The organism is Janthinobacterium sp. TPC_1 (genome assembly GCF_056037845.1).
This window is the reverse complement of the sequence record NZ_CP195157.1, coordinates 5,296,768-5,319,502: the sequence shown is the minus strand read 5'-3', so window position 1 is coordinate 5,319,502 and position 22,735 is coordinate 5,296,768. Positions and strand designations below refer to the sequence as shown.

The window sequence follows — 22,735 nt, the reverse complement described above, 5'->3', positions numbered from 1 at the left end:
CGCCTTGCCCGACAGTCCCGTGGGACGGAAGAACAGCTTGATGCGCGTGCGGAACGCCAGTTGCAGGAAATTCGGACTGTCCCCGTTGGCGGCGGCGCCGGCGCGCGGCGGCACTTCGAGCACATTGAGCCAGAACAAGGATTCCTTGTCTTGCGGCAACGGTTCCTGCGTATAGATCAGGCGCAGGCTTTGGCCTTTCTTCGGATCGAGGCGGAACAGCGGCGGCAGCAGGGTGAACGGCACTTTCGATTCGTCCGGCAGGGCGTTCGGATTGCCCGTATCGAGCCACGCCGCACCAGGGCCGGCGCATTGCCTTCATTGGCCAGCTTGACGGTGACTTCGCGGTCGCTGGCGCGATAGATCACGCGCGTCGCGCCGATCACGACAGACGCATGCGCGCCCGCCATCATGCATGACAAGGCGAAAACCGCAATCGTTCTGGATAATTTGTTGCGCACTGTCATTTTGCCATCGCGTATCTTGTAATTTTGATTACATATTGCATTCGTATTTCGTTCTGTCTCTTCGCCAACCGGCGCATTTTCGGGGCACCGCTTGACACCGCGTCAATTCCTGATGGTTACTGGTAGTTACTGGTAGGACATCGTGTACATGACGGAGGTACTGACCGTGCCGACGCCGGCCGCGCCGCCGCTCGCCACGTACTGGGCGAAGTAATTGAGGGTGGCCGTGTTGCTGGCGATCGCCACGCTCTGCGAGTTCTGCGCCGCCTGTGCCGCGCCCAGCACGATCGCGGTGTTGGTGAGGTCGGAGTTGAGCAGGCCGATTTGCACCTTGGTCGCCGTACCCGCCGCATTTTTCAGCCGGCCCGTCGCCGTATCGATGGTCGTGCCTGCTTCGAAATAGGCTGACACATTGCCCGTGGCCGACGTGCAGGCCGTCAGCACGATCTTGAACGGTGTGCGGCCCGCCGTCGCGCCGTCAATCGAGAGTGAGGAGGCCGAGACCGGGGGCAGTGCGACGGTGAAATCCTTGCCGGCGCCGCCGTTGATGGTGCAGGTCTGGGCCGTGACCTGGCCCGTGAAGGTGATGGTGCCGTCGGCAGCGTGTGCAAGGGCCGGCATGGCGGAGGCGGCCGCGATGAGCGCCGCCAGGACGCCTGAGCGTGCGAATGTCATAGGTATCCTATCGAGTAGTGTCGTGTTGTAGTGAAAGGCGTTGGCATGGCGGGCGCAGTTCCAGGCAAGGCAAACGCGGATGAGCTGCCCATGAAACCGGCGCCGTCGATAAACAAGTATATGGACGTACTTTTTGCCGCGCATGTAACTAGTAGTTGAAGTTGTTGTTGCGGCGCATCGGCTGATGGCGCCGTCCGGCCCGGGCGGCGTCAACATGCGCTGGCGCGGCAGTTGTTGCCGGTTTTCGGGCCGGCGCGGGGCCGGAAATAGCGCGGGGTGCCCTGTTTCACGCAGAGTTCATGCATAAAATGCCCATTGTGTGGCACACTGCGCGCTCGCATATCATCGTTGTCGCGGGAGCGCATGAGCATCATCAAACAATTTCCTTTCGAGTGGCAGGTCGGCGTGCGCTACACGCGCGCCGGGAAGCGCAGTGGCCGCAACAGCTTCATTTCCTTCATCTCCCTCATTTCCGTGGCCGGCATCGGCCTGGGCGTGGCCGCCCTGATCGTCGTCCTCTCCGTCATGAACGGCTTCCAGAAGGAAGTCACCGACCGGCTGATGTCGGTGCTGGCCCACGTCGAGGTGTTCGACACGAGCGGCTCCATGCCCAACTGGCAGGCGCAGGAGCGCGCCGCCTACGCCAACCCGCAAGTGAAAGCCGTGTCGCCCTTCGTGGAAACCCAGGGCATGCTGCTCAATGACGAAACCATGCGCCCGTCCATCGTGCGCGGCGTGCTGCCGCAGCAGGAAGCCACCGTTTCCAGCGTGGCCGCCCAGATGAAGCAGGGCAGTTTCAAGGATCTCACGCCCGGTTCGTACAACATCGTGCTGGGCATCGACCTGGCCAAGGCGCTGGGCGTGCAGGTGGGGCAGAACGTGACCCTGATGCTGGAGCGCGAGCCAAGGGCCGGCGACCCGGCCAACGGCATCATCATGCCGCGCATGCGCGCGCTCAAGGTGGCCGGCATCTTTGAGGCAGGTCATAATGAACTCGATGGCAGCCTGGCCTTCGTCAATATGGCTGATGCGCAGCAGCTGCTGCAGCTCGACGGCCCGTCCGGCCTGCGCCTGCGCCTGCACGACATGAACCAGGCGCCCCAGGTGGCGCGCGAACTCAAGGCCTCGATGCCGGGCCAGCTGTGGATGCGCGACTGGTCGCGCGCCAGCGCCAGCTGGTATGCGCTGGTGCAAAGCCAGAAGAACATGATGTTCATCATCCTCAGCATGATCATCGCCGTGGCCGCGTTCAACCTGGTCTCGACCCTGGTCATGTCGGTGACCGACAAGCAGGCCGATATCGCCATTTTGCGCACGCTGGGCGCCTCGCCGTTCTCCATCATGAAGATTTTCATGATCCAGGGCGCGCTGGTGGGCTTGCTGGGGAGTGCCCTGGGCGTCATCGGCGGCGTCGTGCTGGCGCTGAACGTGGGCGTCATCGTGCCCTTCATCGAAGGCATCTTCGGCCTGCACTTCATTTCCAAGGAAATCTACCAGATCAGCGCCGTGCCGTCCGACGTGCACTGGCTGGACGTGGCGCAGATCGGCCTGATCGCCTTTGGCCTGGCGCTGGTGGCGACGATCTACCCGAGCTGGCGTGCCGCCAGAGTCAAGCCGGCCGAGGCGCTGCGCTACGAATAACACATCAAGAAACGATAAGACCGCCTGAACAATGAGTATTTTCAAGAATCTGCCCTTCGAATGGCTGGTTGGCCTGCGCTACACGCGGGCCGGCAAGCGCAGTGGCCGTAACAGTTTTATCTCCTTCATCTCGCTCATTTCCATGGCCGGCATCGGCCTGGGCGTGGCGGCGCTGATCGTCGTGCTGTCCGTGATGAACGGCTTCCAGAAGGAAGTGACGGACCGCATGCTGTCCGTGCTGGCCCACGTGGAAGTGTTCGACAACAGCGGCAGCATGCCCGACTGGCGCGCCGAGGCGGCCCAGGCCTTCAAGAATCCGGCAGTAAAAGGCGCCGCGCCGTTTGTGGAAACGCAAGGCATGCTGCTGCGCGACGATGCGCTGCGTCCCGCCATCGTGCGCGGCGTGCTGCCCGAGGAAGAGCCGAACGTCTCCGACGTGGCCGGCCAGACGCGCATGGGCAGCTTCAAGGCCCTGCAGCCGGGCACCTTCAATATCGTGCTGGGCATCGAGCTGGCGCGCGCCCTGCGCGTCAACCTCGGCGAAAAAGTGACCTTGATGCTGGCGCAGGGCCAGGTCACGCCGGCCGGCGTGCTGCCGCGCATGCGCAGCTTCACCGTCAGCGGCATCTTCCAGGCGGGCCACAATGAATTCGACGCCGGCCTGGCCTTCATCAATATCGAAGACGGCCAGCGTTTGCTGCGCCTCGACGGCCCGTCCGGCCTGCGCCTGCGCCTGGCCGACATGAACCAGGCGCCGCAAGTGGCCGCCGAATTGAAGAAATCCATGCCGGGCGACCTGTGGCTGCGCGACTGGTCCAAGCTGAACGCCAACTGGTTCGCCGCCGTGCAGACGGAAAAAAGCGCATGATGTTCATCATCCTGACCCTGATCATCGCCGTGGCCGCGTTCAACCTCGTGTCGACCCTGGTGATGACGGTGACGGACAAGCAGGCCGATATCGCGATTTTGCGCACGCTGGGCGCCTCGCCCCGTTCCATCATGAAGATCTTCATGATCCAGGGCGCGCTGGTGGGCATCCTGGGCACGATACTGGGCGTGGGCGGCGGCGTGCTGGTGGCCATGAACATCGACGTGATCGTGCCCTTCATCGAGCATTTGCTGGGCGTGCAGTTCCTCTCCAAGGACATCTATTTCATCAGCACCGTGCCGTCCGACCTGCGCTGGCCCGACGTCACCAAGATCGGCGTGCTGGCCGTGATCCTCGCCTTTTTGGCGACCCTGTACCCAAGCTGGTGGGCTGCCCGCGTCAAACCTGCGGAAGCCCTGCGCTATGAATAAACCACTGACTACGACCATGACCGATCTGAACAAACCTGCCTCCAACGGCGCCACCGCCGATTCTGCCGTCCTTAGCTGCCGCGGCCTGGGCAAGACTTTTACGCAGGGCAGCTACAAGGTGCAGGTGCTGGCCGGCATCGACATTGACGTCCACCGCGGCGAGCGCGTCGCCATCGTCGGCGCCTCCGGCTCGGGCAAGTCGACCCTGCTGCTGCACCTGCTGGGCGGCCTCGATACGCCCACCAGCGGCAAGGTGACCCTGCTGGGCAAGGATTTCGCCACCCTCAGCGAAAAGGCGCGCGGCGACTTGCGCAACGCCTCGCTGGGCTTCGTCTACCAGTTCCACCACCTGCTGCCCGAGTTTTCCGCGCTCGACAACGTCGCCATGCCCTTGATGATACGGCGCATGAAGCGCGCGCCGGCCACCGAGCTGGCGCAGCAGATTTTGACGCGCGTGAACCTGGCCAAGCGCGTCACGCACACGCCGGGCGAATTGTCGGGCGGCGAGCGCCAGCGCGTGGCCCTGGCCCGCGCCCTCGTCACGCAGCCGGCCTGCGTGCTGGCCGATGAACCGACGGGCAATCTCGATCACGCCACGGCCGAACAGATTTTCGACCTGATGCTGGAACTGTCGCGCACCCTGGGCACGGCCTTCGTCATCGTCACGCACGATATCGAACTGGCCAAACGCTGCGACCGCGTGCTGCGCCTGACGGACGAAGGGCTGCAGCCGTACCAGTATTAAGGAGCCGCCATGTGGATCGACACGCACTGCCACCTCGACGCGCATGAATTCGGCAGCGAATCGCTGCAGGTGGCGGCGCGCGCGGCCGCGCAGGGCGTGGCGATGATCGTCGTCCCCGCCGTCGAACGGGCCAATTTCAGCATCGTGCGCGATCTGGCGGCAACGGCGCCCAATGCCTGCTATGCGCTCGGTATCCACCCGATCTACATGCCGCACGCCACGGACGATGATTTGATCGCGCTGCGCGAGGCCGTGCAAGCCGCCATGGCCGACCCGCATTTTGTCGCCATCGGCGAGATCGGCCTCGATTTCTTCATTCCGATGCTGTGCGAACCGGCCATGCGCGCCAAACAGGAGCATTTTTTGCGCGAGCAGCTGAAAATCGCCCGCGACTTCGACTTGCCCGTGCTGGCCCACGTGCGCCGCTCGCAGGACATCGTCCTCAAGCACGCGCGCCAGATCCGCCCCCGAACGGCGGCATCGCCCATGCGTTCAACGGCAGCTTCCAGCAGGCGCAGGGTTATATCGATCTCGGTTTCAAGCTCGGTTTCGGCGGCGCCATGACCTTTACGCGGGCCTTGCAGATACGCCGCATGGCCACGGACCTGCCTTTGGATGCCATCGTGCTGGAGACGGACGCGCCCGACATTTCCCCCGCCTGGATCCACCCGGGCCGCAACAGCCCCGAAGAATTGCCCCGCATCGGTGCCGTGCTGGCCGAATTGCGCGGCCTTGATATTGCGCAAGTGGCGGCTGCGACCAGCGCCAACGCGCGCGCCGTACTGTCCCGATTACCCTTGATGGAATGAGACCATGAACAAGAAAATGCTCGCGGGCGCCCTGGCGGCCTGCCTTTCCGGCGCGTTGGCGCCCGCCCTGGCGGCACCTGGCGCCCAGTGCGACGGCATGCCGCGCCTCGACGTGACCACGCCGGCCGGCTTTTGCGTGGCCGTGCTGGCCGACGGCCTGAATTTCCCCCGCGGCGTGCTGCCGCTGACGAATGGCGACATCCTCGTCACGGACATGGCGGGATGGACGCCGAAGCAGGGCAAATTGTGGCTGTTGCAGCGCAAGGCGGCCGGCCCGGGCTACGAGCGCAAGCTGCTGCTCGACAAGCTCGATCGCCCGAACGGCATCGTGCAGGGGCCGGACGGCCTGGTCTACGTGGGCGAGGTGGGGCGCATCTTCCGCTTCGATCTGCGCGATCCCGCCCGCGCCACCACCGACATCATCGGCGGCACGGCAAAGACGCCGCGCCTGCCGGGCCTGGGCTTGCACCTGCTGACGAACATGCGTTTCAGTCCCAAGGGCGACCTGTACGTGAACGTGGGTTCGAGCACCGACCATTGCGAGAACGATGGCAAGGCGCCCGATCCGGCCAAGGCCTGTCCTTCGGCGGAAGGCCTTGAGGCGCTGGGCGCCATCCGCGAATACACGATGGCCTGGCCGGCCGGCACGGTGACGAGCTGGCGCACGCACGCGCGCGGCTTGCGCAATTCGATGGCGCTGGCCTTCCACCCGGCCACGGGCGAACTGTGGCAGGCGGAAAACGCGCGCGACGCCATCCAGGCGGCCATGCCGCAGCTGAAAAGCGACGAAAACCTGCCGCATGAAGAGCTGAACCTGATCAAGGCCGACCGCCACTACGGCTGGCCATACTGCTACGACGACAATGTGGCCAGTCCCGAATACCCGAAGACGGCTTGCGACGCCCAGTATGCGGCGCCGGAGCGTCTGCTGCCCGGCCACGCCGCGCCGCTGGGCATGACCTTTTATACGGCCAGCCGCTTCCCGGCGCTGTACAAGAATAGCCTGATCATCGGCTACCACGGCTACCGCAGCAACGGCCACCGCCTGGTGGCGCTGCTGCCCGACAAGGCCGGCGCACCGCTGGGCAAGTCCGTCGAGTTGATCGGCAACTGGGAGCGCAAGGGCAAGCAGGGCAGGGGCGCGCCCGTCGACGTGAAACAGGGCCAGGACGGCGATATCTACATGGCCGATGACCATAACGGGCTGGTGCTGAAGCTGCATTATGCGGCGGCCAAACCGTAAGGGGGCTGCGTGCGGCTCGGCATTCTCATGCATGGAATACCATGTCATTCTGAGGCACCAATGTCGGGTGCCCTGGGCCGCTCTTCCATGACCGATTGAAGATAGTGCATGGTGACTTCTTTACGTTTTTTCAGGCGGATCTCCATTTTCCGAAGTGCCGGCGCTTGCGATATCCGTTCTGTTTTTCTTCTTGTTAAGTCCAGAATCACTCTTAGGAAAAATCGCTTAATGATGTGTAATCGGTGGAGTTTCTCGGCTTCAATATCATTGCGCACAATACTCTTTGCCGCATCGATAGCGTGATCGAGGTCGGATAGCGCTTTAACACACTTGGCAAGCACCCCGAGAATTTCCTGGTCATCCACCCGCATTGCGAGCTGAAGCATGTTCTGGAAGCCGTCAAACAGCGTGACAACGGCCGTTCTGAGGTTGCGCAGGGCGTCATTCCTTATTTTTGTTTCGACTTCATAGCCAGTTCTCCAGGCATCCAGTTCGGCCCGTTGTCGTTGCAGCTTCTGAGAGTATTGATAGTTCAGTCTATTCTGCTCCTCGACAAGTTCCTGCTGTTTCCTTTCAAAATCATGTCGCTCGTCCTGAAGTTTCTTGGCGTGCTGCTGTTCAACATTCGTTAGTACTAATAAAAATTTTTGCCGCTCGGTTTCAAATAGCCTTTCTTTTTTGAAAACCAGCACAAAAAGTATCAGATTGCCAATCAGTACAATTACCGCTGCGGCGATAGTGGAAAAATTCTTGATCTCCTCAATGCCCATTGTCGTCAACCCGGTATAAGATTTAAATGCGGCGCTGTCTGGTGCGTTCAGGAGACGCAGCGCCGGTGGCGAGGTATCCCGCATAGGGAATGAGATCAGAATAGGTCGTATCTGGTGGCGGTGGTAGAGCGCGGCTGGCACATGTTTGTTCCAGCTCAGTCATTGTCGTCACCCAGGCCGCTGGCGGCCGCCTTGCATTGATGTGGTGCAACGCCAAGGGCCGGAAGTCGCCCGTCTCCAAACTGTCCCCATCGTTAGCGGGTAGCTGGCTTTCCTCAAGCCAATGCTTGACCTTGCTCAGTGCGGGGCTGCCGCATCCTCGTACAATCGGCCTGATGTTCCCTGCCGTGCAGGGGCAACGGGAGGCTGACGTGAAACCTGCATTCATCACGCTGCGCGAGAATTATTCGAGCGTGGCCGCCGTCGACCAGGCGGCGCTGTTCGGCGAAATCGGCTGGGACGATTTGATCGGCAAGGACAGCTTTGCCAACACCTGCGCCATCCGCGTCAGCCTGGCCCTGATCAAGGCGGGCATACAGCTGAAAGGCCGCATGGCGATTCGCAGGGGCCCGTTCAAGGGCGCGCTGATCGAACCGGGACAGGCCAGGCTGGCGCACATGCTGGCCAGCCCCGCACTGTTCGGCGCGCCCGAAAAATTCGCTCGCGACGCGGCCAACGCCGGCATCGGCCAGCGCCAGGGCGTTGTCGCCTTCTTCCGCATTCCCGGTTACCTGGGCGGCGCGGGCGGGCATATCGACATCCTGCTGCCGTCCATCGGCGTCAAGGTGTGCGGCACCGAATGCTACTGGGATTGCGGCGAGGTCTGGTTCTGGCCAGTCAGCTGACGCTTATTTGAATTTCTTCGACCGTCCGCGCGAGGCCGTGTTGTGCGCGCGCAGGATGGAGTCGACCCGTTCGGACGCATCGCGCGACAGGTTTTGCGCGACCGCGATATCGGGGAAGAATTCGGGCAGGCGGTAGCTGAGCCAGGCGTACGCGGAATAGTAGCGGCAGGTGTCTTCCACCTGCTGCAGGTTCTGCGTGCCGCCGCCGTACGCGTGCTGGCGCAAGGTGCTGGTTTTTCCCTGCGACAGATTCTTCGCCCAGTGCTCCCACGCCGTCTGCAAGGACGGCACCTTGCTGGAGATCGGGACCAGCGACAAAGTAAATTTGTCGGCCACGGAAAGGGGCAGGGTGTCGAGCCAGACGGCGCGCTCCTTCTGGTCTTCCGTGATGCGCGGGAAGAAAAAGCCGTCCGGTACGTCGATATTGTGGATGAAGCGGCGCAGCAGTTTAGAAAGCGACAGCTCGCCCGTCACGGCCGAAATGCGGTGCAGGTGTTCCAGCGAGGGCGCCACGGCGAAGCCGCTGGTGTTCAGCGGATGCAGTTTTTCCTTCAGCAGCGCGCGCATCACTTCATGCGTCTCGTTGTCGTAGCCGGCCACCAGGCCCTCTTCATGCACGCCGTAGCGGCCCGCGCGCCCGGCGATCTGGCGCGCCAGCGCGGCCGAAATCTCTTCCTCTTCGCGGCCATTGTATTTGACGCAGGTGGTCATGACGATGCGCGCGATCGGCATGTTCAGGCCCATCGCCAGCGCATCCGTGCCGACGACGATATCGGCCGTGCCGTCGCGGAAGCGCTGCGCCTGCGCGCGCCGCACCTCGGGCGACAGGTTGCCATAGACGGTGGCAACCGACAGCCCCGTCTCCGTGATCATGTCGCGCCACATCAGCACTTCGCGGCGCGAAAAGGCGATGACGGCGTCGCCGCGGCGCAGGTTGCGCACCTTGCGCACGGCCGTCGGCTCCATCGACAGAGGCGCCATGCGTTTCAATACATGTACTTCCAGCGGGCAGTCCAGGCGCTCGGCCAGCGCCTCGATGGCGCGCCGCGCTTCGGGCGCCCCCACCAGGTAGACGGTGTGGGCGGGCGCGCCGCAGACGGCCGCCGTCCACGCGGCGCCCCGGTCCGGGTCGGCCAGCATCTGGATTTCATCGATGACGGCCACCTCGACGACGGTTTTCGTGTCCAGCATTTCCACCGTGCTGGCCACGTGCGTGGCGCCGTCGACGACCCGGCGCTCCTCGCCCGTGACCAGGCTCACGGCCAGCGGTTTGCCATGCGGCGCGGCTTCCTGCAGCCGTTCGTAGTTTTCCAGTGCCAGCAGGCGCAAGGGCGCCAGGTAGATGCCGCTTTTCGCCTTGACCAGTGCTTCCATCGCGCGGTGCGTCTTGCCGGAATTGGTCGGGCCCAGCAGGGCGATGAAGCGGCGCGGCAGGCGGCGCGCCATCTCGAACGAGGCCGGATACTCGGCCAGGTTGATGCTCTGGCGCGTGCGCGCCGCGTGCTGCTCCTCCTGCTGGCGCTCGATGGCGTGATTGAAGCGCTGGCGGATGCGGTCGAACACCATGCCGGCCGGCTCCGACGTCTGCATGTCGGCCAGCGTGTGCAGGAAGACCATCGGGTCCGTATCCACGTCCTCGCTCAGGCCCGCGATATCGGCGACGAAGTCCATCACATGCTGGCGCAGCTCCTCGAAGACGGCCGCGCTGGCCCGCTCGCGCACCAGGGCCAGCTTGGTCTCGCGGTCCATCTTGCGCCACTTGGCCGGCCGCGCCAGCACCCCCTGCGCCGGCACGAGTGCATACGGCACCACCAGGTGGCCGGCCTTGACGACGCCAGAAAAGCGCACGAAGACGCGGCCTTCCATTTTCACCAGGCGGATATGCTCGGCCAGTTCCCCCAGTTCCGCGACCAGGGTGGCGTCGTTATTGTCTTCAGTGCTGTCGGAAAGGTCGGTGGAGGTATCGGGAGGAAGTGCGGAGGAAGTCATGTCGTGCCTGGGTGTTGAAGTAAGCGAGGCCGATTATACCGCGTGGCAATTGCGCTGACTCTAGCACCTTGCGGCGCAGCCGTGGCGTTGCACGGTGGCGCCGAAAGGAGGACATGACGGATGATAGGGAAAGAAAAAGCTAGAAAATCAAGGGATGCCGGCTGGATTGGCAGGCGGCGTTGGGCGTGGCGGGATCGTTGCTCGCAGCGCATTAAATGCCGAGTGCAGCCTGGTGATCAACTGTGGTACGGTTTCTTTGAAGTAAATGAAAACGCCGGTGCCGGGGTGCGTAATTCCCAGGAGCATGGTGCCCTTGTCGTCCACTACCTGCTCCAAGTGCTGGTACATGCATTCGATATATTCCTCGAATTTTTTCAAGGGTAGGCCAATGCCATTGCTGAAAAAACCAGACGGTGCCGTGGTCAAGCTTCCATCGATATTATTGAGCAAGGTGTAAAAGGCATCGAAGGCGAGAGGCTTGCGTGCGTAATCGAGCGCATGCCAAGGTTTGTCGTTGAGCATGATGCCGTCCACGATGTCCTTGCGTGGTTGGCGTTGAGCAACAGCGTGGCCGTAAGGTTCAAATACCAGGAGACCGTTTTCCGGATAGCCCGCAAAATGGCCTACGCTGGCCAACAGTTCACAGTTGCTGTCATTGCGCAAATGCTGGTACAGCGCGTGACGGTGAGGCTTGCCCGTGATGCCGACTTCCTGGGCGATGCCGGCGCGGTCGGTCTTGAATTCCACCAGGAAGTAGCGAAGTCCGACTTGTCCCGCGAGATCGCCAAACTTGGCATCGAAGTCATTTTGGCTATTGCCCAGCAATACAGTGTCTGGAGCGAGACCCTCCGCGCCTTCCCGCGCGCCCCACAGACGGAAAAAGTGATGCGTATAGTGGCTTTCGTACATGATTTTCCTTGCAAGTAGTGAGGGGGGCTTTTGATCATCGTACGCGGAAGCTTCTTGTATGCAAGAAAATTACGGCTCTTCGCCAGAGTAAATCGCTTGATATTGACGCATCTCAACCAAGAGCTGATGAAGTGCCAGGCCTTGGCCGCACAGTCTATTCTTCCCCAGGCAGCACCTATTTCCTCGTTTCGGCATTTGAACGCAAGGCCGTATCATGCGCATGGGCATCCTTGGTTTTGCATGCGGTGCGGTTCTGCTGCAGATGCAGGCAGAATTGCCGGCCGTTGCCGGCTGGGTACTGTTGGGCTTGATGGTTGTCGCGTCCGGGTATGCCTTGTTGATGTGCCAATGGCAGTGGCGCCCGGGTGCCATCCATGGCTTGTGCTACGGCGCCGCCTTGGGCTACTTTTGGGCCGCCTGGCTGGCCCAGGCCGCGCTGGCGCCGCAACTGGCGCTGGCGGACGAGGGGCAGGACATCATCGTCACGGGCACGGTGGCCAGCCTGCCGTACCGCTTCGAGCAGGGCGTGCGCTTCAATTTTGCCGTGGAGAAGGCAGTTGGCGCGAAGGTGCCGCCTTTGATCGCGCTGTCCTGGTACGCGGGTTTTCGCGATGAAGTGACGAACGAGGTGGGCGACGTGCAGCCGGGCGAGCGCTGGCGGCTGACGGTGCGGCTGCAGCGTCCGCACGGCAACGCGAATCCCATGGGTTTCGATTACGAGGCATGGCTGCTGGAGCAGGGCGTGCGCGCCACCGGCTATGTGCGGCCGCAGCCGCGCGCCGATACGCCGAACGTGCGCGTGGCCGCCTTCGTGCCCGGTTTCGGCAATGTGGTGGAAGCGAGCCGCGCGGTATTGCGTGCGCGCATACTGCGCAGCCTGGAAGATAAACAGTATGCGGGCGTGATCGTGGCGCTGGTGGTGGGCGACCAGCGCGCCATTCCCCAGTCGGACTGGCAAGTGTTCAACCGCACGGGTGTCAGTCATTTGATTTCGATTTCCGGCTTGCATATTACGATGATCGCGGGCTTGTTCGCCCTGGGCGCGGGCGCGCTGTGGCGGCGCTCATTCTTTACCGACTGGCAACTGCCCTTGCGGCTGCCGGCGCAAAAGGTGGCGGCGCTGGCCGGCGCGCTGGCGGCATTTGTGTATGTACTGCTGGCGGGCTTCGGCGTGCCAGCGCAGCGCACTTTATATATGTTGCTGGTGGTGGCACTGGCCTTGTGGCTGGGGCGCATCACCAGCATCGTCCATATCTTGTGCCTGGCGCTGGGCGTGGTCGTGCTGCTCGACCCTTGGGCCGTGCTGTGGCCCGGTTTCTGGCTGTCGTTCGGCGCCGTCGCCACCATGCTGTACGCGACGGCGGGCCGCACCACGGCACGCTTGCCGGAGAGCGCCGGCCGCTGGCGGCGCCTGCGCGCGGCCGTGGCGCTCGGTGCGCATACGCAATACGTGGTGACGGTGGGGCTGGTGCCGTTGACGATGCTGCTGTTTTCACAAGTCTCGCTGGTCAGCCCCGTGGCCAATGCGCTGGCCATACCCGTCATCAGCCTGGTCGTCACGCCCTTGTCCCTGGCGGGCAGCCTGCTGCCGGCGCCTTTGTGTGACTGGTTGTTGCTGCTGGCGCACGCCATCGTGCAGATGCTGGCGCAGGTGCTGGACTGGCTCGGAGCGCGCCGCTTTGCCGTGTGGACGGCGCCCGCGCCCCCAATGTGGAGTTTTTGCTGGGCATTGTTCGGCACGGCCTGGCTCTTGGCGCCACGGGGATGGCCCCATAGGTGGGCGGGCATGCTGGGCTGGCTGCCGCTGCTGACGGCCTTGCCATCGAGTCCGCCACCTGGCCAGATGTGGATCACGGCCTTTGATGTGGGACAAGGCATGGCCGTGCTGGTGGAAACCCACGATCACCGACTGCTGTACGACACGGGGCCCGCCTACAGTCTCGATTCCGACGGCGCCAGCCGTGTCATCGTGCCGTATCTGCGCGCACGGGGCATCAGCAAGCTCGACGGCGTGATCATCTCGCACAGCGACCTCGATCACGCGGGCGGCGCTATCTCTCTGCTGGAAAATATAGACGTGGGCTGGCTGGCTTCGTCCCTGTTCGATGGCCACCCGGCCGTCGAAGCCCGGCGCCAAGCCCGGCGTCCGTATCTGCATTGCGTGGCGGGCCAGAACTGGAGCTGGGAAGGCGTGCGCTTCGCCATGCTGCATCCCTTGCCCGCCAGCCACACGGACATTTCCCTGAAACCGAACGCCCGCAGCTGCACCGTGAAAATCACGGCCGGCAAGCATGCAATTATGCTGGCCGGCGACATCGAGGCGGCGCAAGAGGCGCAATTGTTGGCGCGCTCGGCCGAAGGCGATCTGGCGGCCGACGTGCTGCTGGCGCCGCATCATGGCAGCGCGGCACCTCGTCGACACCGGCATTTCTGAACGCCGTCCATCCGGCCCTGGCAATTTTCCAGGTCGGACACCGGAACCGCTATAAACATCCGAAGGCCCAGGTGTATGCCCGCTACGGGGCGATGGGCATCACGCGCCTGCGCACGGATGTGGCGGGGGCGCTGGTGCTGGCGTTTGGGGAGTGTATTGAGATAACGCAGTATCGGGCCAGCCGGCCGCGCTATTGGTATGGGCGCTAAGGCCGCGGCATCCATCCGTTTCCAGGCAGGAGATGCAATATGTGCGACGAATGCAATCCCTTCGAGCGGCTGCTGTCGAAGATCGATGATGGTTACCGGCGCTTGCGTTCCTGCCTGTGTGGCCAATTGTTACGCGAGGTGGAAACGCTGTCGCCTGCGATGGCGCAATCGATGCGGCATACGGGTACTGGTGTGGCGGGAGGCTTGTTTACTGGCTTGATCTTATTTGGACTGCAATTTACGGGCAATCAAGACGTTAATCACATGGTCAAGTCATTGCAAGGAAAATTTGCAGCACATTACCAGGACATTCCCGCGCCATTGCTCAGTGTCCTCCTGTTTCTGGCGTCATGCACTTTGTTGCTGGCAGCCGACTGGGGGCATTTTCTACGACGCAGGGTGCTGGTGCCGGTGATACATGGCGTATCCCATACGGTGTCCATTGCCACGGGAATGCTGTTGTCGTCCTTTCTTGCGGAATTGTTCATGCAGAATTTTTTATTGAGTCTTGAACAATGGGGAATCAGCACCTTTGTGATTGCGGCAGTCTGGCTGTTGGCCGTGGCGATGAATGTGATCATTTATCTGTGTCAATACGGCTTTGTGGGGTTGTGGAGGAATAGGATGTGCAAGAGCGACAAATGCCCTGTATTACAGAGGCGGTATGAAGTCTGGAAATTTATTCTGCCATTGGTGGCGGTGTTTCTAATCTCGTTTCTGTGGAGTGATGTAAAACAGATGGCAGCACGGCTGAGTGCGGCAGACGCCGCCAAGGCTGGCAATGCGCTAGATTGTGCGGCTGGACACTAATTATTTGCATGCTTCTTTTGCGTGACACACACTACGTCTTCGGCAAGGTTCATTCAAGGAGCACCCATTGAGCAATCCGGCACTTCATTATGTAATGAGTACGGCCCAAACCGCCGACATCGACGCCATCACCGCCCTGCTGCAAGCCAACTCCCCCTCGCACGGCGGCAGCCTGACGGGCGAGTTTTCGCGCGACAAGGTGGCCGCCATGGCGGATGGTGCGTCGCCCGTCATCGTGGCGCGGCATGAGGCGGAAGGGCCTGTCGTTGGCGTGCTGTTCAGCGCGGCGACAGCCACGGCTCAGGCACCCGTGGTATTGGCCATGCTGGCCGCGTATGCGGGAGGAAGAGGCGCCTATGTGTACGGTCCCGTCTGTATTGCGGAATCGGAACGGGGGCAGGGCTTGCCGGGGCTGCTGTACGCGGCCTTGCGTGAGGAATGGCGGGGCGCGCAGGCCGTGCTGTTCATCCGGCGCGACAATCTGGCGTCGCTGCGCGCCCATGAACGGCTGGGCATGCGCGAAGTGGCCGGGTTTATTTTCGATGGCGCGCAGTTTGCCGTGTACAGCGATGCCATCGTCGCCGATCAGGTGTTAATTTAATCGTTCATCCGGTATCTTCAACCCCCTTTTGCGCACATATTCGAGGAACAGGCGCGCCCCCTTGGCCATCCTCGACGTGCCATACACGGCATGGATGCTCGGGTCCAGCTCCTTTGACGAGGTCAGCCGGTATGCCGTGCAGACGCGGCGCAAGGTGCCGGCGGCCACAGCAGGTTCGGCCAGCCAGCTGGCCAGGCGCACGATGCCGGCGCCTTCCAGGGCGGCCTGGAAGGTGGCGATGCCGGAAGTAAAACGGAAGCGCGGCTGCACCTGGTAGCGCACGTTGCGCTCGGTGGAAACGAAATGCCAGTCGCGCAGGATGCGGGGGGCCGAGTGCATGATGATGTCGTGGCTGGCCAGCTCTTCCGGTTCGTCGGGCGCGCCCATGCGTTCTATATAGTCGGGCGAGGCGTACATGTAGCGGCGGTAGTTCCACAGGGGATAGCCGATCAGCTCGCTGGACTGGGGAAAGGCGCCGCGGATGGCAAAGTCGAGCTTTTCCTGGATGGGGTCGATGGATTTGTCCGAGAAATGGATGTCCACGGAGACGTTCGGGTAGTCGCGCGAAAATTGCGCCACCACTTTCGGCAAGAAGCCCAGCGACAGGATTTCCGGCGCCGAGATGCGTACCCAGCCTTGCGGCGAGTTGCTCAATTCCGCTAATTGGTCTTCCGCCTCGGCCTGCGTTTCCAGTAAGTGTTTGGCGGACGCGTAGTACGTTTCGCCAGCCGTCGTCAGGGTGAACTGCTTTTGCGTGCGCAGGATCAGTTCGGCGCCGATGGCGTCTTCGAGGAACTGGATGGCGCGGGTGACGGCCGACGGCGAGCGTCCCAGCATGCGCGCCGCGTGGATTGAAGCTGCGTTTTTCCACCACGGTGCAGAAGGCGCGGATCTCCCACATCAGTTTCATCGACATCGCGTGACTCCCGGCAAAAGAAGCCAGTAGACCGCATGGGGCGCATTCCGTCAAGCGTTACGCCTGATTGCGTTTTCCGCAATTTGAAGTTGCATCCGGAAAAATCCACGGCGCCTATACTGCCGCTGTCGCCCATTCCAGATTGCCTATCATGCTGACCATCTCGCTGCTGTGTTTATTTGCCTTCTTTGCCGGCCTGATCGATGCCGCCGTGGGCGGGGGCGGGCTGATACAGCTGCCGGCCCTGTTCAACCTGATGCCGAACATGGCGTCCACGTCCTTGCTGGGCACGAATAAACTGGCGTCCGCCTGCGGCACCACGTTTGCCGCCCGCTCGTTTGTCGGCAAGGTGCATATTCCCTGGCTGCTGGTGCTGCCCGCCGTGGCCAGCGCCTTCGTCATGTCCTTTATCGGCGCGGCCGCCGTGTCCTACGTGCCGCAACAGGTGGTGCGGCCCATGGTGCTGGTATTGATCATCATCATGGCGATTTACACCTTCATGAAGAAGGATTTCGGCACGACGCGCGAAGCGCGCCCCATCGGCCCGCGCGAACGCGTCCTGGCCATCGTCATCGGCGGCGCCATCGGCTTTTATGACGGCCTGTTCGGGCCGGGTACGGGAAGTTTCCTGATTTTCCTGTTCATCCGCGTCTTCGGCTTCGATTTCATCCTCGCTTCGGCCTGCTCGAAACTGGTGAATATCGCCACCAACGTGGCCGCGCTGGCCTTTTTCATTCCCGCCGGCCACGTGGTCTACGCCGTGGCCGCACCTATGGCCGTGTGCAACATCCTGGGCGCGCTGACGGGCACCTGGATCGCCGTGCGCCGCGGCGCCGCCTTCGTGCGCATCCTCTTCCTCGTGCTGCTGGCGCTGCTGATCGTGAAATTGTCCTACGACATCTTCTTCAAGTAAGTTTTTGAACGACAACAAGCCATGAAAACCATCCAGGGCGTGCTGTGGGACAACGATGGCGTGCTGGTCAACACCGAGCAGCTGTTTTACGAAAGCAACCGCGACTTGCTCTTGCCCTACGGTATAGACTTGACGCCAAAGCAATTCTTTGACTGGTTCCTGGACAATAACTACGGCGCCTGGCATCTGTTGCTGGGGCAGGGCCACGATATCGAACTGGTCGAACGCCTGCGGGCCGAGCGCACCGTGCTGTTTGCGCAACGCCTGCGCCAGGCGCGCCGGCTGGCCATGCCCGGCATCGGGCAAGTGCTGGCGGCGCTGCGCCCGCACGTGGCCATGGGCGTGGTCACCAGTGCCTACGAACAGCATTTCCGGATCAGCCATGCGGCCACGGGCTTGTTGCAGCACTTCGACTTCGTGCTGACGCGCGAAATGTATGGCGAGAGCAAGCCGGCGCCCGATGGCTACCAGCTGGGCCTGCAGCGCCTGGGCCTGGCCGCGGCCGACTGCGTGGCCGTGGAAGACTCGCCTCGCGGCTTGCGTGCCGCCAGGGCCGCCGGGCTGGAATGCATCGTCGTGCGCAATTCCATGAACCGTCACCATGCGTTCGACGACGCTTTTTGCGTGGTGGATTCAAACGCCGAGCTGGGCGAGGTGCTGGCCTCGTTCGTGCCCGGCATGGCGGCGGCGCGGGGACAATTAGAGGCCTTCCTCTGATACGGCTTGCCGGTGTGCCATTACAATTGTTTATCGCATTCACCGGCACCGTCCCACGATGACCCTCCCGCAACTGCACTTTGCCCACGCCAACAGTTATCCTGCCGGCACCTACCGCAAGCTGTTCGGCTTGCTGGGCCAGCACTACCATGTGCAGGCGCTCGACATGCATGCGCACGACCCGGATTACCCCGTCAGCACGGGCTGGCCCGAGCTGGTGCGCGAGTACATCGATGACCTGGAGCGCCGTTACAGCGCGCCCGTGATCCTCGTCGGCCATTCGCTGGGCGGCATGCTCAGCGTGATGGTGGCCAAGCAGCGGCCTGACCTGGTGCGCTGCGTGGTCTTGCTCGATTCGCCCGTGGTGGCGGGCTGGCGCGCCTTGCTGGTGCGCCTGGCGCGCAACACGGCGCTGGGCGAGCGTTACTCTCCCGCCCGTTTTTCCGCCCGGCGGCGCAAGCTGTGGCCCGATGCGCAGGCGGCCTATGAACATTTCGCGGCCAAGGACATGTTCGCCATCTGGGCGCCGCAAGTCTTGCGCGACTATATAGACAGCGGTCTGGTCCCCCATCCGGACGGGGTGCAGCTGCGCTTTACGCGCGAAGTGGAAACCGATGTCTACCGCAGCTTGCCGCACCATATCGGCGGCCTCGTCAAGGATGGTTTTCCCGTGCCCATCGGTTTTATCGGCGGCACGGAGTCGGTGGAATGCCGGCAAGCGGGCTTGACGGCCACGCGCAAGCTGGTCGGCAAGTTTTTCCGCCAGGTGCCGGGCGGGCATCTGTTTCCCATGGAAACCCGGAACTGACGGCGCAAGTGGTGCGCGAGATGATCACGGCATTGCTGGCGAAACAATAGCCTGACGCCAAGGATTTTCAGGGGATGGGGGCCAACAGCGGCGGATTTTCGCGTAAAATCCTGCCATTCGGGCCGCGCCTGCACCTGGCGCGCCGCCCCAGCCATTCGATATTCTAGAAAGATACCCCTGCGATGACGATTAAAAGCGATAAATGGATACGCCGCATGGCGGAAACAACGGGCATGATCGAGCCGTTCGAACCGGGCCAGGTCAAGGAACGCGACGGCAACCGCATCGTTTCCTACGGCACTTCCAGCTATGGCTATGACATCCGCTGCGCCGACGAGTTCAAGTTGTTTACCAACATCAACACCACCATCGTCGACCCCAAGGATTTTGACGCGAATAACTTCGTCGATGTGTCGGGCAAGGGCTATTGCATCATCCCGCCGAATTCGTTCGCGCTGGCCCGCACGGTCGAGTATTTCCGCATTCCCCGCAACGTGCTGACGATTTGCCTGGGCAAGAGCACCTATGCCCGTTGCGGCATCATCGTCAACGTCACCCCGTTCGAACCGGAATGGGAAGGCTATGTGACCCTGGAGTTTTCCAACACGACACCGTTGCCGGCGAAAATCTACGCCAACGAAGGCGTGGCGCAAGTGCTGTTCTTCGAGTCCGATGAAGTGTGCGAAACGTCGTACAAGGACCGCGGCGGCAAATACCAGGGCCAGGTGGGCGTGACCCTGCCAAAAACCTGAAGACGTTGAACGGGCAGGGCGCCGGCCCTGTTCTAAATCTGTTTCAGCAGCCACGTCTTCAGCGCGGTTGACGGCTGGTACAGGGGGACATGGCCGCGTAGCAAGATTTGCGCGCTGCGCCGGTAGGCCGCGCCGTCGATGGCGATGGCGTCTCCCGTCTGGCGCGCCACGATGGTGGTGGCCAGGATGCCGGCCGGGTTTTCTATGCCCAGTGCAATTTCCTCATTTACTTGCCCGGCAGGCGGCACGCCGCGCGCCAGCGCATGCGCCACCGTGCCCGGTATCAGGCAAGCGGCCGCCAGGCAGCAGCCGCCCGAAACGGCCAGCGAAGCGTGGCCCGCTTGCGGCGTAAAGTAACGTACAGCAATATTTCCCTCTCCCGCGGCAGGCCCCACGATGCAGAACTTGGGGATGGTTTCGCTGCGTTCCAGTTCTTCCAGGGGCATCAACCCGCCATCGCGCTTGCGCAAGCCCATCAGCAGGCCCGCCGCGCTCCACACCTGGCGGATGGCGGCCATGAAAGCCGTGTCCGCTTCCAGTTCCGCGATGGACTCGCGCGCCGTCTTGCCGAACTGGCTCGCTGGCGCGATGACCATGGGCACGGCCACGTCCACGCACGAGACGGCATAACCGTGCACCACATCCTGCGCATTGCCTGTTGGTAATAATTTGCCCGTCTTGGCGCCTGCCGGCTGCTGCAGGAACAGGTCGACGTGGGGGAAGTTGCCGGGCACGCCGGAATTTCAGTGCCGGTAAAGCTGCCGTCGCGTTCGCGCGCCATGCGCGAGGTGGTGATGACGCCCGTATTCGTGTTGCGGATATCGATGTCGTGCGCGCCGATGGCCAGCGCCTCGATCACGCCGCTGTCCAGTCCCCACAGTTGCAGGGCGGACGACATATTGCCGCAGTTCACGCTCCAGTCGATATCGCCATGCTCGCCGGCCAGCTGCGCCAGCGTGCTGACCAGGCGCGGCTGGCCCGCGTGCTGCTCCACGTCAGCGAGGAAGACTTTATTGCTGGTGGGCGCGCCCCGTCCCAGGCCCGTGATCTGCCGGTTGCCGGGCTGCCGGCCGGACTGGGGCACGCCCAGCAGGTGGCGCAGCAACTCGTCGCGCAGCGCCGGGTCCGCAGGCATGGAGGATGCATGCAAGACCAGGCCCGTCGACGTGCCGCCACGCATGTGGTGGACGGGAAACTCGATCACGCCGCAACGCTGGCGGGGCACGAGGTCGGGCAGGGCGGGCAGCAGGGGCGTCATCATCATTGATCGTGGTCAAGGCAGGAAGCGCCAGTGTGCCAGTTTTTCTTGCTGGTGTGCAAGCGGATGGCGTGGCGGCGTCTTTACCCGCCTTTACACTTGCCGCCCTGTATTGAGTACCTTGCGCGCCGATAATAAGGTATTGAATGATCAAGGAGGCAATATGGTAGCGGCAATCGGTTCAGGCAGCGCGGTCAGTGCGGTCAGTGGCAGCAGTTCGGGCAGCAGTGCGCAGATCGCGGCGCTGCAAAAGCAGATCACGGCGGCGCAAAAGCAGTTGACGGAATCGCAGAAGGGCGAGCAGACGGACGCGTCGCAAAAGCTGCAGCAGCAGCTGGCGCAGCAAATCCAGGCCTTGCAGGCGCAAATTGCTCAGTTGCAAGCGGCGGCCGCGCAGCAGGCGGCGCAACAGGATGCGCAGCCGGCCAGCAGTGCCGAGACGGCGGCCAGCCCGGCCAGGTCAAGCTCGTCCACCCTGGGCAGCATCATCGATACGCAAGCGTAACAGCATTCTCCGCGCGTAAAAGACGCCAGGCTCGCCGACAGGTCAGCCTGGCGTTTTGACGGGCAGCAGCATTTCCACGCACAGCCCGCCGCCGCTGCGCAGGCTGGCGCCGATGCGGCCGCCATGGGCGCCGATGACGTGCCGGGCGATGGCCAGGCCCAGGCCGTGGCCATCCGTGCTGTGCTGGGTATTGCTGGCGCGGAAGAATGGTTCAAAAATGCGGACCAGGTCGGCTGGGGCCACGCCGGGGCCCCGGTCCAGCACGGCGATGCGCAGCAGATCCTGCTTGCCATCAGGCAGGCGCGACAGTTTCACTTCCACCGTGCCGCCATCGGGGCTGTGCTTGACGGCATTGCGCACCACGTTTTCCACGGCGCGCGCCAGCAGTTCCGGCTGGCCCGTGACGCTGGCGTCGGCCATGGCCGCGTCGCCCGCCAGGGCGATATCCACTTGGCGCGCCTTCGCTTCGTAGCGGGCATCTTCCACGATGTCGTGCAACAGGTCGGCGATGCCGACGTCTTCGCTGAGCGGGGAGCCGGCCCCCGCTTGCCCGGCTCCCGCTTGCCCGGCGCCCGCTTCCAGCCGCGACAGGGTCAGCAGCTCGCCGATCAGTTTATCCATGCGTTCGCTTTCGCGCTCGATGCGCTGCATCGACGCGTCCATCTTGTCCGGCTGCTGGTGCGCCAGGCCGATGGCGGCCTGCAGGCGGGCCAGCGGTGAGCGCAGTTCGTGCGAGACATCATGCAGCAAACGCGTCTGGCTATCCATGAGATGGCGCAAACGTCCCGTCATGCGGTCGAAATCGCGGCCCAGGTCCGTCAATTCGTCGCCGCGCTTGCCGCTGGCGTGAAAACGGGGCGCCAGGTTGCCGTGCGAGGCGGCCTCGAACGCTTGCCGCAGCTCGCGGATGGGGCGCGCAAAATACCAGGCCAGCAAGAAGGAAAACAGCAGGCTGGCAGCGATGGCGGCGGCCAGGGGAATGAAGGTGCGGTAGGGGCTGTCCATGCGCGGGCCGGGCGGCATGCCGCGGCCGAATTCGCCGCGTGGCGGCGGGGCGCCCGCTTCATTGGGGCGTGGTCCGGCTCCCATGGCGCGCGGGCCGCTCATGGCGACGGCATTGAGGGTGTCGCGCGCGGCGCCCGCCTCGGCATTGCGGAAGCGTTCGGACGAGGGCAGGAACAGCAGGTAGCGCTGGCCGTCGCTGCCGGTGACCGTGCGCACGACGGGATGGGGCGGGTTTTGCGCCAGCATGGCGCGCGCCTTGGCCAGCATGGCGGGATGGACACTGCGGCCCATCAGTTCTTGCCCTTTGGCATCGACGGCAAACACGCGCATGCGTTCCATCTTGCCGAGAAATTGCCGCAAGGCCTGGCTGCCGCCCGCTTCCAGGGTGGCGCTGGCCGCTTCGATGGCCATCTGCGCG

The 22,735-nt window shown here is 63.1% G+C and carries 17 protein-coding genes and 6 pseudogenes; 14 read left to right on the top strand and 9 right to left on the bottom strand.

The genetic code is table 11. The features are described 5' to 3' along the window. Window positions 1-72: 72 nt before the first annotated feature. Window positions 73-407: pseudogene (locus tag ACQVLG_RS25900) on the bottom strand (fimbria/pilus periplasmic chaperone); the annotation flags it as partial. Window positions 408-590: 183 nt separating this feature from the next. Beyond that, window positions 591-1,139, bottom strand: a complete 549-nt coding sequence (locus ACQVLG_RS25895) for a fimbrial protein (RefSeq protein ID WP_230539517.1) — start codon at window positions 1,137-1,139, stop codon at window positions 591-593. A gap of 363 nt (window positions 1,140-1,502) precedes the next feature. On the opposite strand from ACQVLG_RS25895, the gene ACQVLG_RS25890 reads away from it, so the two are divergent. The 5 genes and pseudogenes from ACQVLG_RS25890 to ACQVLG_RS25870 all read left to right on the top strand — a co-directional run bounded on the left by ACQVLG_RS25890 (window position 1,503) and on the right by ACQVLG_RS25870 (window position 6,876). Continuing rightward, window positions 1,503-2,780 (top strand): lipoprotein-releasing ABC transporter permease subunit, encoded by a 1,278-nt coding sequence (locus tag ACQVLG_RS25890; protein ID WP_474291682.1) that lies wholly within the window; start codon window positions 1,503-1,505, stop codon window positions 2,778-2,780. Between the two features lie 31 nt (window positions 2,781-2,811). Beyond that, a pseudogene (locus ACQVLG_RS25885) lies at window positions 2,812-4,079 on the top strand (lipoprotein-releasing ABC transporter permease subunit). 16 nt (window positions 4,080-4,095) lie between these two features. Next, window positions 4,096-4,824 (top strand): lipoprotein-releasing ABC transporter ATP-binding protein LolD, encoded by a 729-nt coding sequence (gene lolD, locus ACQVLG_RS25880; protein WP_474291681.1) that lies wholly within the window; start codon window positions 4,096-4,098, stop codon window positions 4,822-4,824. A 9-nt stretch (window positions 4,825-4,833) separates the two neighbouring features. Further along, window positions 4,834-5,633: pseudogene (locus tag ACQVLG_RS25875) on the top strand (TatD family hydrolase). 4 nt (window positions 5,634-5,637) lie between these two features. Beyond that, window positions 5,638-6,876, top strand: coding sequence for a PQQ-dependent sugar dehydrogenase (locus tag ACQVLG_RS25870; RefSeq protein ID WP_474291680.1), 1,239 nt, complete (start codon window positions 5,638-5,640; stop codon window positions 6,874-6,876). A 44-nt stretch (window positions 6,877-6,920) separates the two neighbouring features. Here the strand turns inward: ACQVLG_RS25870 and ACQVLG_RS25865 are convergent, their stop codons facing one another. Continuing rightward, on the bottom strand, window positions 6,921-7,787 hold the full coding sequence (locus ACQVLG_RS25865; RefSeq protein ID WP_474291679.1) for a hypothetical protein: 867 nt from the start codon (window positions 7,785-7,787) through the stop codon (window positions 6,921-6,923). A gap of 230 nt (window positions 7,788-8,017) precedes the next feature. Here ACQVLG_RS25865 and ACQVLG_RS25860 point away from each other — a divergent pair, with 230 nt between their 5' ends. Next, entirely contained in the window at window positions 8,018-8,491 is a 474-nt protein-coding gene (locus ACQVLG_RS25860) for a T6SS effector amidase Tae4 family protein (RefSeq protein ID WP_230539523.1), read from the top strand. A gap of 3 nt (window positions 8,492-8,494) precedes the next feature. Here the strand turns inward: ACQVLG_RS25860 and ACQVLG_RS25855 are convergent, their stop codons facing one another. Beyond that, entirely contained in the window at window positions 8,495-10,480 is a 1,986-nt protein-coding gene (locus tag ACQVLG_RS25855) for a helicase-related protein (RefSeq protein ID WP_474291678.1), read from the bottom strand. A 147-nt stretch (window positions 10,481-10,627) separates the two neighbouring features. After that, window positions 10,628-11,389 carry a hypothetical protein gene (locus ACQVLG_RS25850; protein ID WP_230539525.1) on the bottom strand — a complete coding sequence of 254 codons (762 nt, stop codon included), beginning with the start codon at window positions 11,387-11,389 and terminating at the stop codon, window positions 10,628-10,630. Window positions 11,390-11,603: 214 nt separating this feature from the next. On the opposite strand from ACQVLG_RS25850, the pseudogene ACQVLG_RS25845 reads away from it, so the two are divergent. The 3 genes and pseudogenes from ACQVLG_RS25845 to ACQVLG_RS25835 all read left to right on the top strand — a co-directional run bounded on the left by ACQVLG_RS25845 (window position 11,604) and on the right by ACQVLG_RS25835 (window position 15,443). Next, window positions 11,604-14,032, top strand: a pseudogene (locus tag ACQVLG_RS25845) (DNA internalization-related competence protein ComEC/Rec2). 39 nt (window positions 14,033-14,071) lie between these two features. Next, window positions 14,072-14,842, top strand: a complete 771-nt coding sequence (locus tag ACQVLG_RS25840) for a hypothetical protein (RefSeq protein ID WP_474291677.1) — start codon at window positions 14,072-14,074, stop codon at window positions 14,840-14,842. 94 nt (window positions 14,843-14,936) lie between these two features. Then, window positions 14,937-15,443: an N-acetyltransferase family protein gene (locus ACQVLG_RS25835; protein ID WP_474291676.1), complete on the top strand. Its 507-nt coding sequence runs from the start codon at window positions 14,937-14,939 to the stop codon at window positions 15,441-15,443. Here ACQVLG_RS25835 and ACQVLG_RS25830 read toward each other — a convergent pair. Next, window positions 15,435-16,280 carry a substrate binding domain-containing protein gene (locus ACQVLG_RS25830; protein WP_474291675.1) on the bottom strand — a complete coding sequence of 282 codons (846 nt, stop codon included), beginning with the start codon at window positions 16,278-16,280 and terminating at the stop codon, window positions 15,435-15,437. The genes ACQVLG_RS25835 and ACQVLG_RS25830 overlap by 9 nt on opposite strands. A gap of 230 nt (window positions 16,281-16,510) precedes the next feature. Between ACQVLG_RS25830 and ACQVLG_RS25825 the strand changes: the two genes are divergently transcribed. The 4 genes and pseudogenes from ACQVLG_RS25825 (at window position 16,511) to dcd (ending at window position 19,549) form a co-directional block, all read left to right on the top strand. Beyond that, the gene (locus tag ACQVLG_RS25825; protein ID WP_230539529.1) at window positions 16,511-17,272 is read left to right on the top strand and encodes a sulfite exporter TauE/SafE family protein; all 762 of its coding nucleotides are present in this window, start codon (window positions 16,511-16,513) and stop codon (window positions 17,270-17,272) included. 21 nt (window positions 17,273-17,293) lie between these two features. Beyond that, window positions 17,294-17,989: an HAD family hydrolase gene (locus ACQVLG_RS25820; RefSeq protein WP_474291674.1), complete on the top strand. Its 696-nt coding sequence runs from the start codon at window positions 17,294-17,296 to the stop codon at window positions 17,987-17,989. Between the two features lie 58 nt (window positions 17,990-18,047). Continuing rightward, window positions 18,048-18,847, top strand: a pseudogene (locus ACQVLG_RS25815) (alpha/beta fold hydrolase). Between the two features lie 132 nt (window positions 18,848-18,979). Next, window positions 18,980-19,549 (top strand): dCTP deaminase, encoded by a 570-nt coding sequence (gene dcd, locus ACQVLG_RS25810; RefSeq protein ID WP_034755486.1) that lies wholly within the window; start codon window positions 18,980-18,982, stop codon window positions 19,547-19,549. Between the two features lie 32 nt (window positions 19,550-19,581). On the opposite strand, the gene ACQVLG_RS25805 is transcribed toward dcd, so the two are convergent. Together ACQVLG_RS25805 and ACQVLG_RS25800 are read right to left on the bottom strand one after the other, a co-directional pair. Next, window positions 19,582-20,283 carry a PrpF domain-containing protein gene (locus tag ACQVLG_RS25805; protein WP_474291673.1) on the bottom strand — a complete coding sequence of 234 codons (702 nt, stop codon included), beginning with the start codon at window positions 20,281-20,283 and terminating at the stop codon, window positions 19,582-19,584. A 116-nt stretch (window positions 20,284-20,399) separates the two neighbouring features. Beyond that, window positions 20,400-20,729, bottom strand: a pseudogene (locus ACQVLG_RS25800) (PrpF domain-containing protein); the annotation flags it as partial. Window positions 20,730-20,970: 241 nt separating this feature from the next. On the opposite strand from ACQVLG_RS25800, the gene ACQVLG_RS25795 reads away from it, so the two are divergent. Then, window positions 20,971-21,312 carry a FlxA-like family protein gene (locus ACQVLG_RS25795; RefSeq protein ID WP_474291672.1) on the top strand — a complete coding sequence of 114 codons (342 nt, stop codon included), beginning with the start codon at window positions 20,971-20,973 and terminating at the stop codon, window positions 21,310-21,312. Between the two features lie 42 nt (window positions 21,313-21,354). Here ACQVLG_RS25795 and ACQVLG_RS25790 read toward each other — a convergent pair whose 3' ends face one another. Further along, window positions 21,355-22,728, bottom strand: a complete 1,374-nt coding sequence (locus ACQVLG_RS25790) for a sensor histidine kinase (protein ID WP_474291671.1) — start codon at window positions 22,726-22,728, stop codon at window positions 21,355-21,357. Window positions 22,729-22,735: the final 7 nt, after the last annotated feature.

What these genes read in the sequence shown, in the direction of transcription:
- ACQVLG_RS25830 (WP_474291675.1), bottom strand. Translation starts at nt 16,280, where the DNA reads ATGCTGGGACGCTCGCCGTCGGCCGTCACCCGCGCCATCCAGTTCCTC.
- ACQVLG_RS25890 (WP_474291682.1), top strand. Translation starts at nt 1,503, where the DNA reads ATGAGCATCATCAAACAATTTCCTTTCGAGTGGCAGGTCGGCGTGCGC.
- ACQVLG_RS25820 (WP_474291674.1), top strand. Translation starts at nt 17,294, where the DNA reads ATGAAAACCATCCAGGGCGTGCTGTGGGACAACGATGGCGTGCTGGTC.
- ACQVLG_RS25835 (WP_474291676.1), top strand. Translation starts at nt 14,937, where the DNA reads ATGAGTACGGCCCAAACCGCCGACATCGACGCCATCACCGCCCTGCTG.
- ACQVLG_RS25895 (WP_230539517.1), bottom strand. Translation starts at nt 1,139, where the DNA reads ATGACATTCGCACGCTCAGGCGTCCTGGCGGCGCTCATCGCGGCCGCC.
- ACQVLG_RS25855 (WP_474291678.1), bottom strand. Translation starts at nt 10,480, where the DNA reads ATGACTTCCTCCGCACTTCCTCCCGATACCTCCACCGACCTTTCCGAC.
- ACQVLG_RS25850 (WP_230539525.1), bottom strand. Translation starts at nt 11,389, where the DNA reads ATGTACGAAAGCCACTATACGCATCACTTTTTCCGTCTGTGGGGCGCG.
- ACQVLG_RS25790 (WP_474291671.1), bottom strand. Translation starts at nt 22,728, where the DNA reads ATGGCCATCGAAGCGGCCAGCGCCACCCTGGAAGCGGGCGGCAGCCAG.
- ACQVLG_RS25795 (WP_474291672.1), top strand. Translation starts at nt 20,971, where the DNA reads ATGGTAGCGGCAATCGGTTCAGGCAGCGCGGTCAGTGCGGTCAGTGGC.
- ACQVLG_RS25825 (WP_230539529.1), top strand. Translation starts at nt 16,511, where the DNA reads ATGCTGACCATCTCGCTGCTGTGTTTATTTGCCTTCTTTGCCGGCCTG.
- lolD (WP_474291681.1), top strand. Translation starts at nt 4,096, where the DNA reads ATGACCGATCTGAACAAACCTGCCTCCAACGGCGCCACCGCCGATTCT.
- dcd (WP_034755486.1), top strand. Translation starts at nt 18,980, where the DNA reads ATGACGATTAAAAGCGATAAATGGATACGCCGCATGGCGGAAACAACG.
- ACQVLG_RS25840 (WP_474291677.1), top strand. Translation starts at nt 14,072, where the DNA reads ATGTGCGACGAATGCAATCCCTTCGAGCGGCTGCTGTCGAAGATCGAT.
- ACQVLG_RS25870 (WP_474291680.1), top strand. Translation starts at nt 5,638, where the DNA reads ATGAACAAGAAAATGCTCGCGGGCGCCCTGGCGGCCTGCCTTTCCGGC.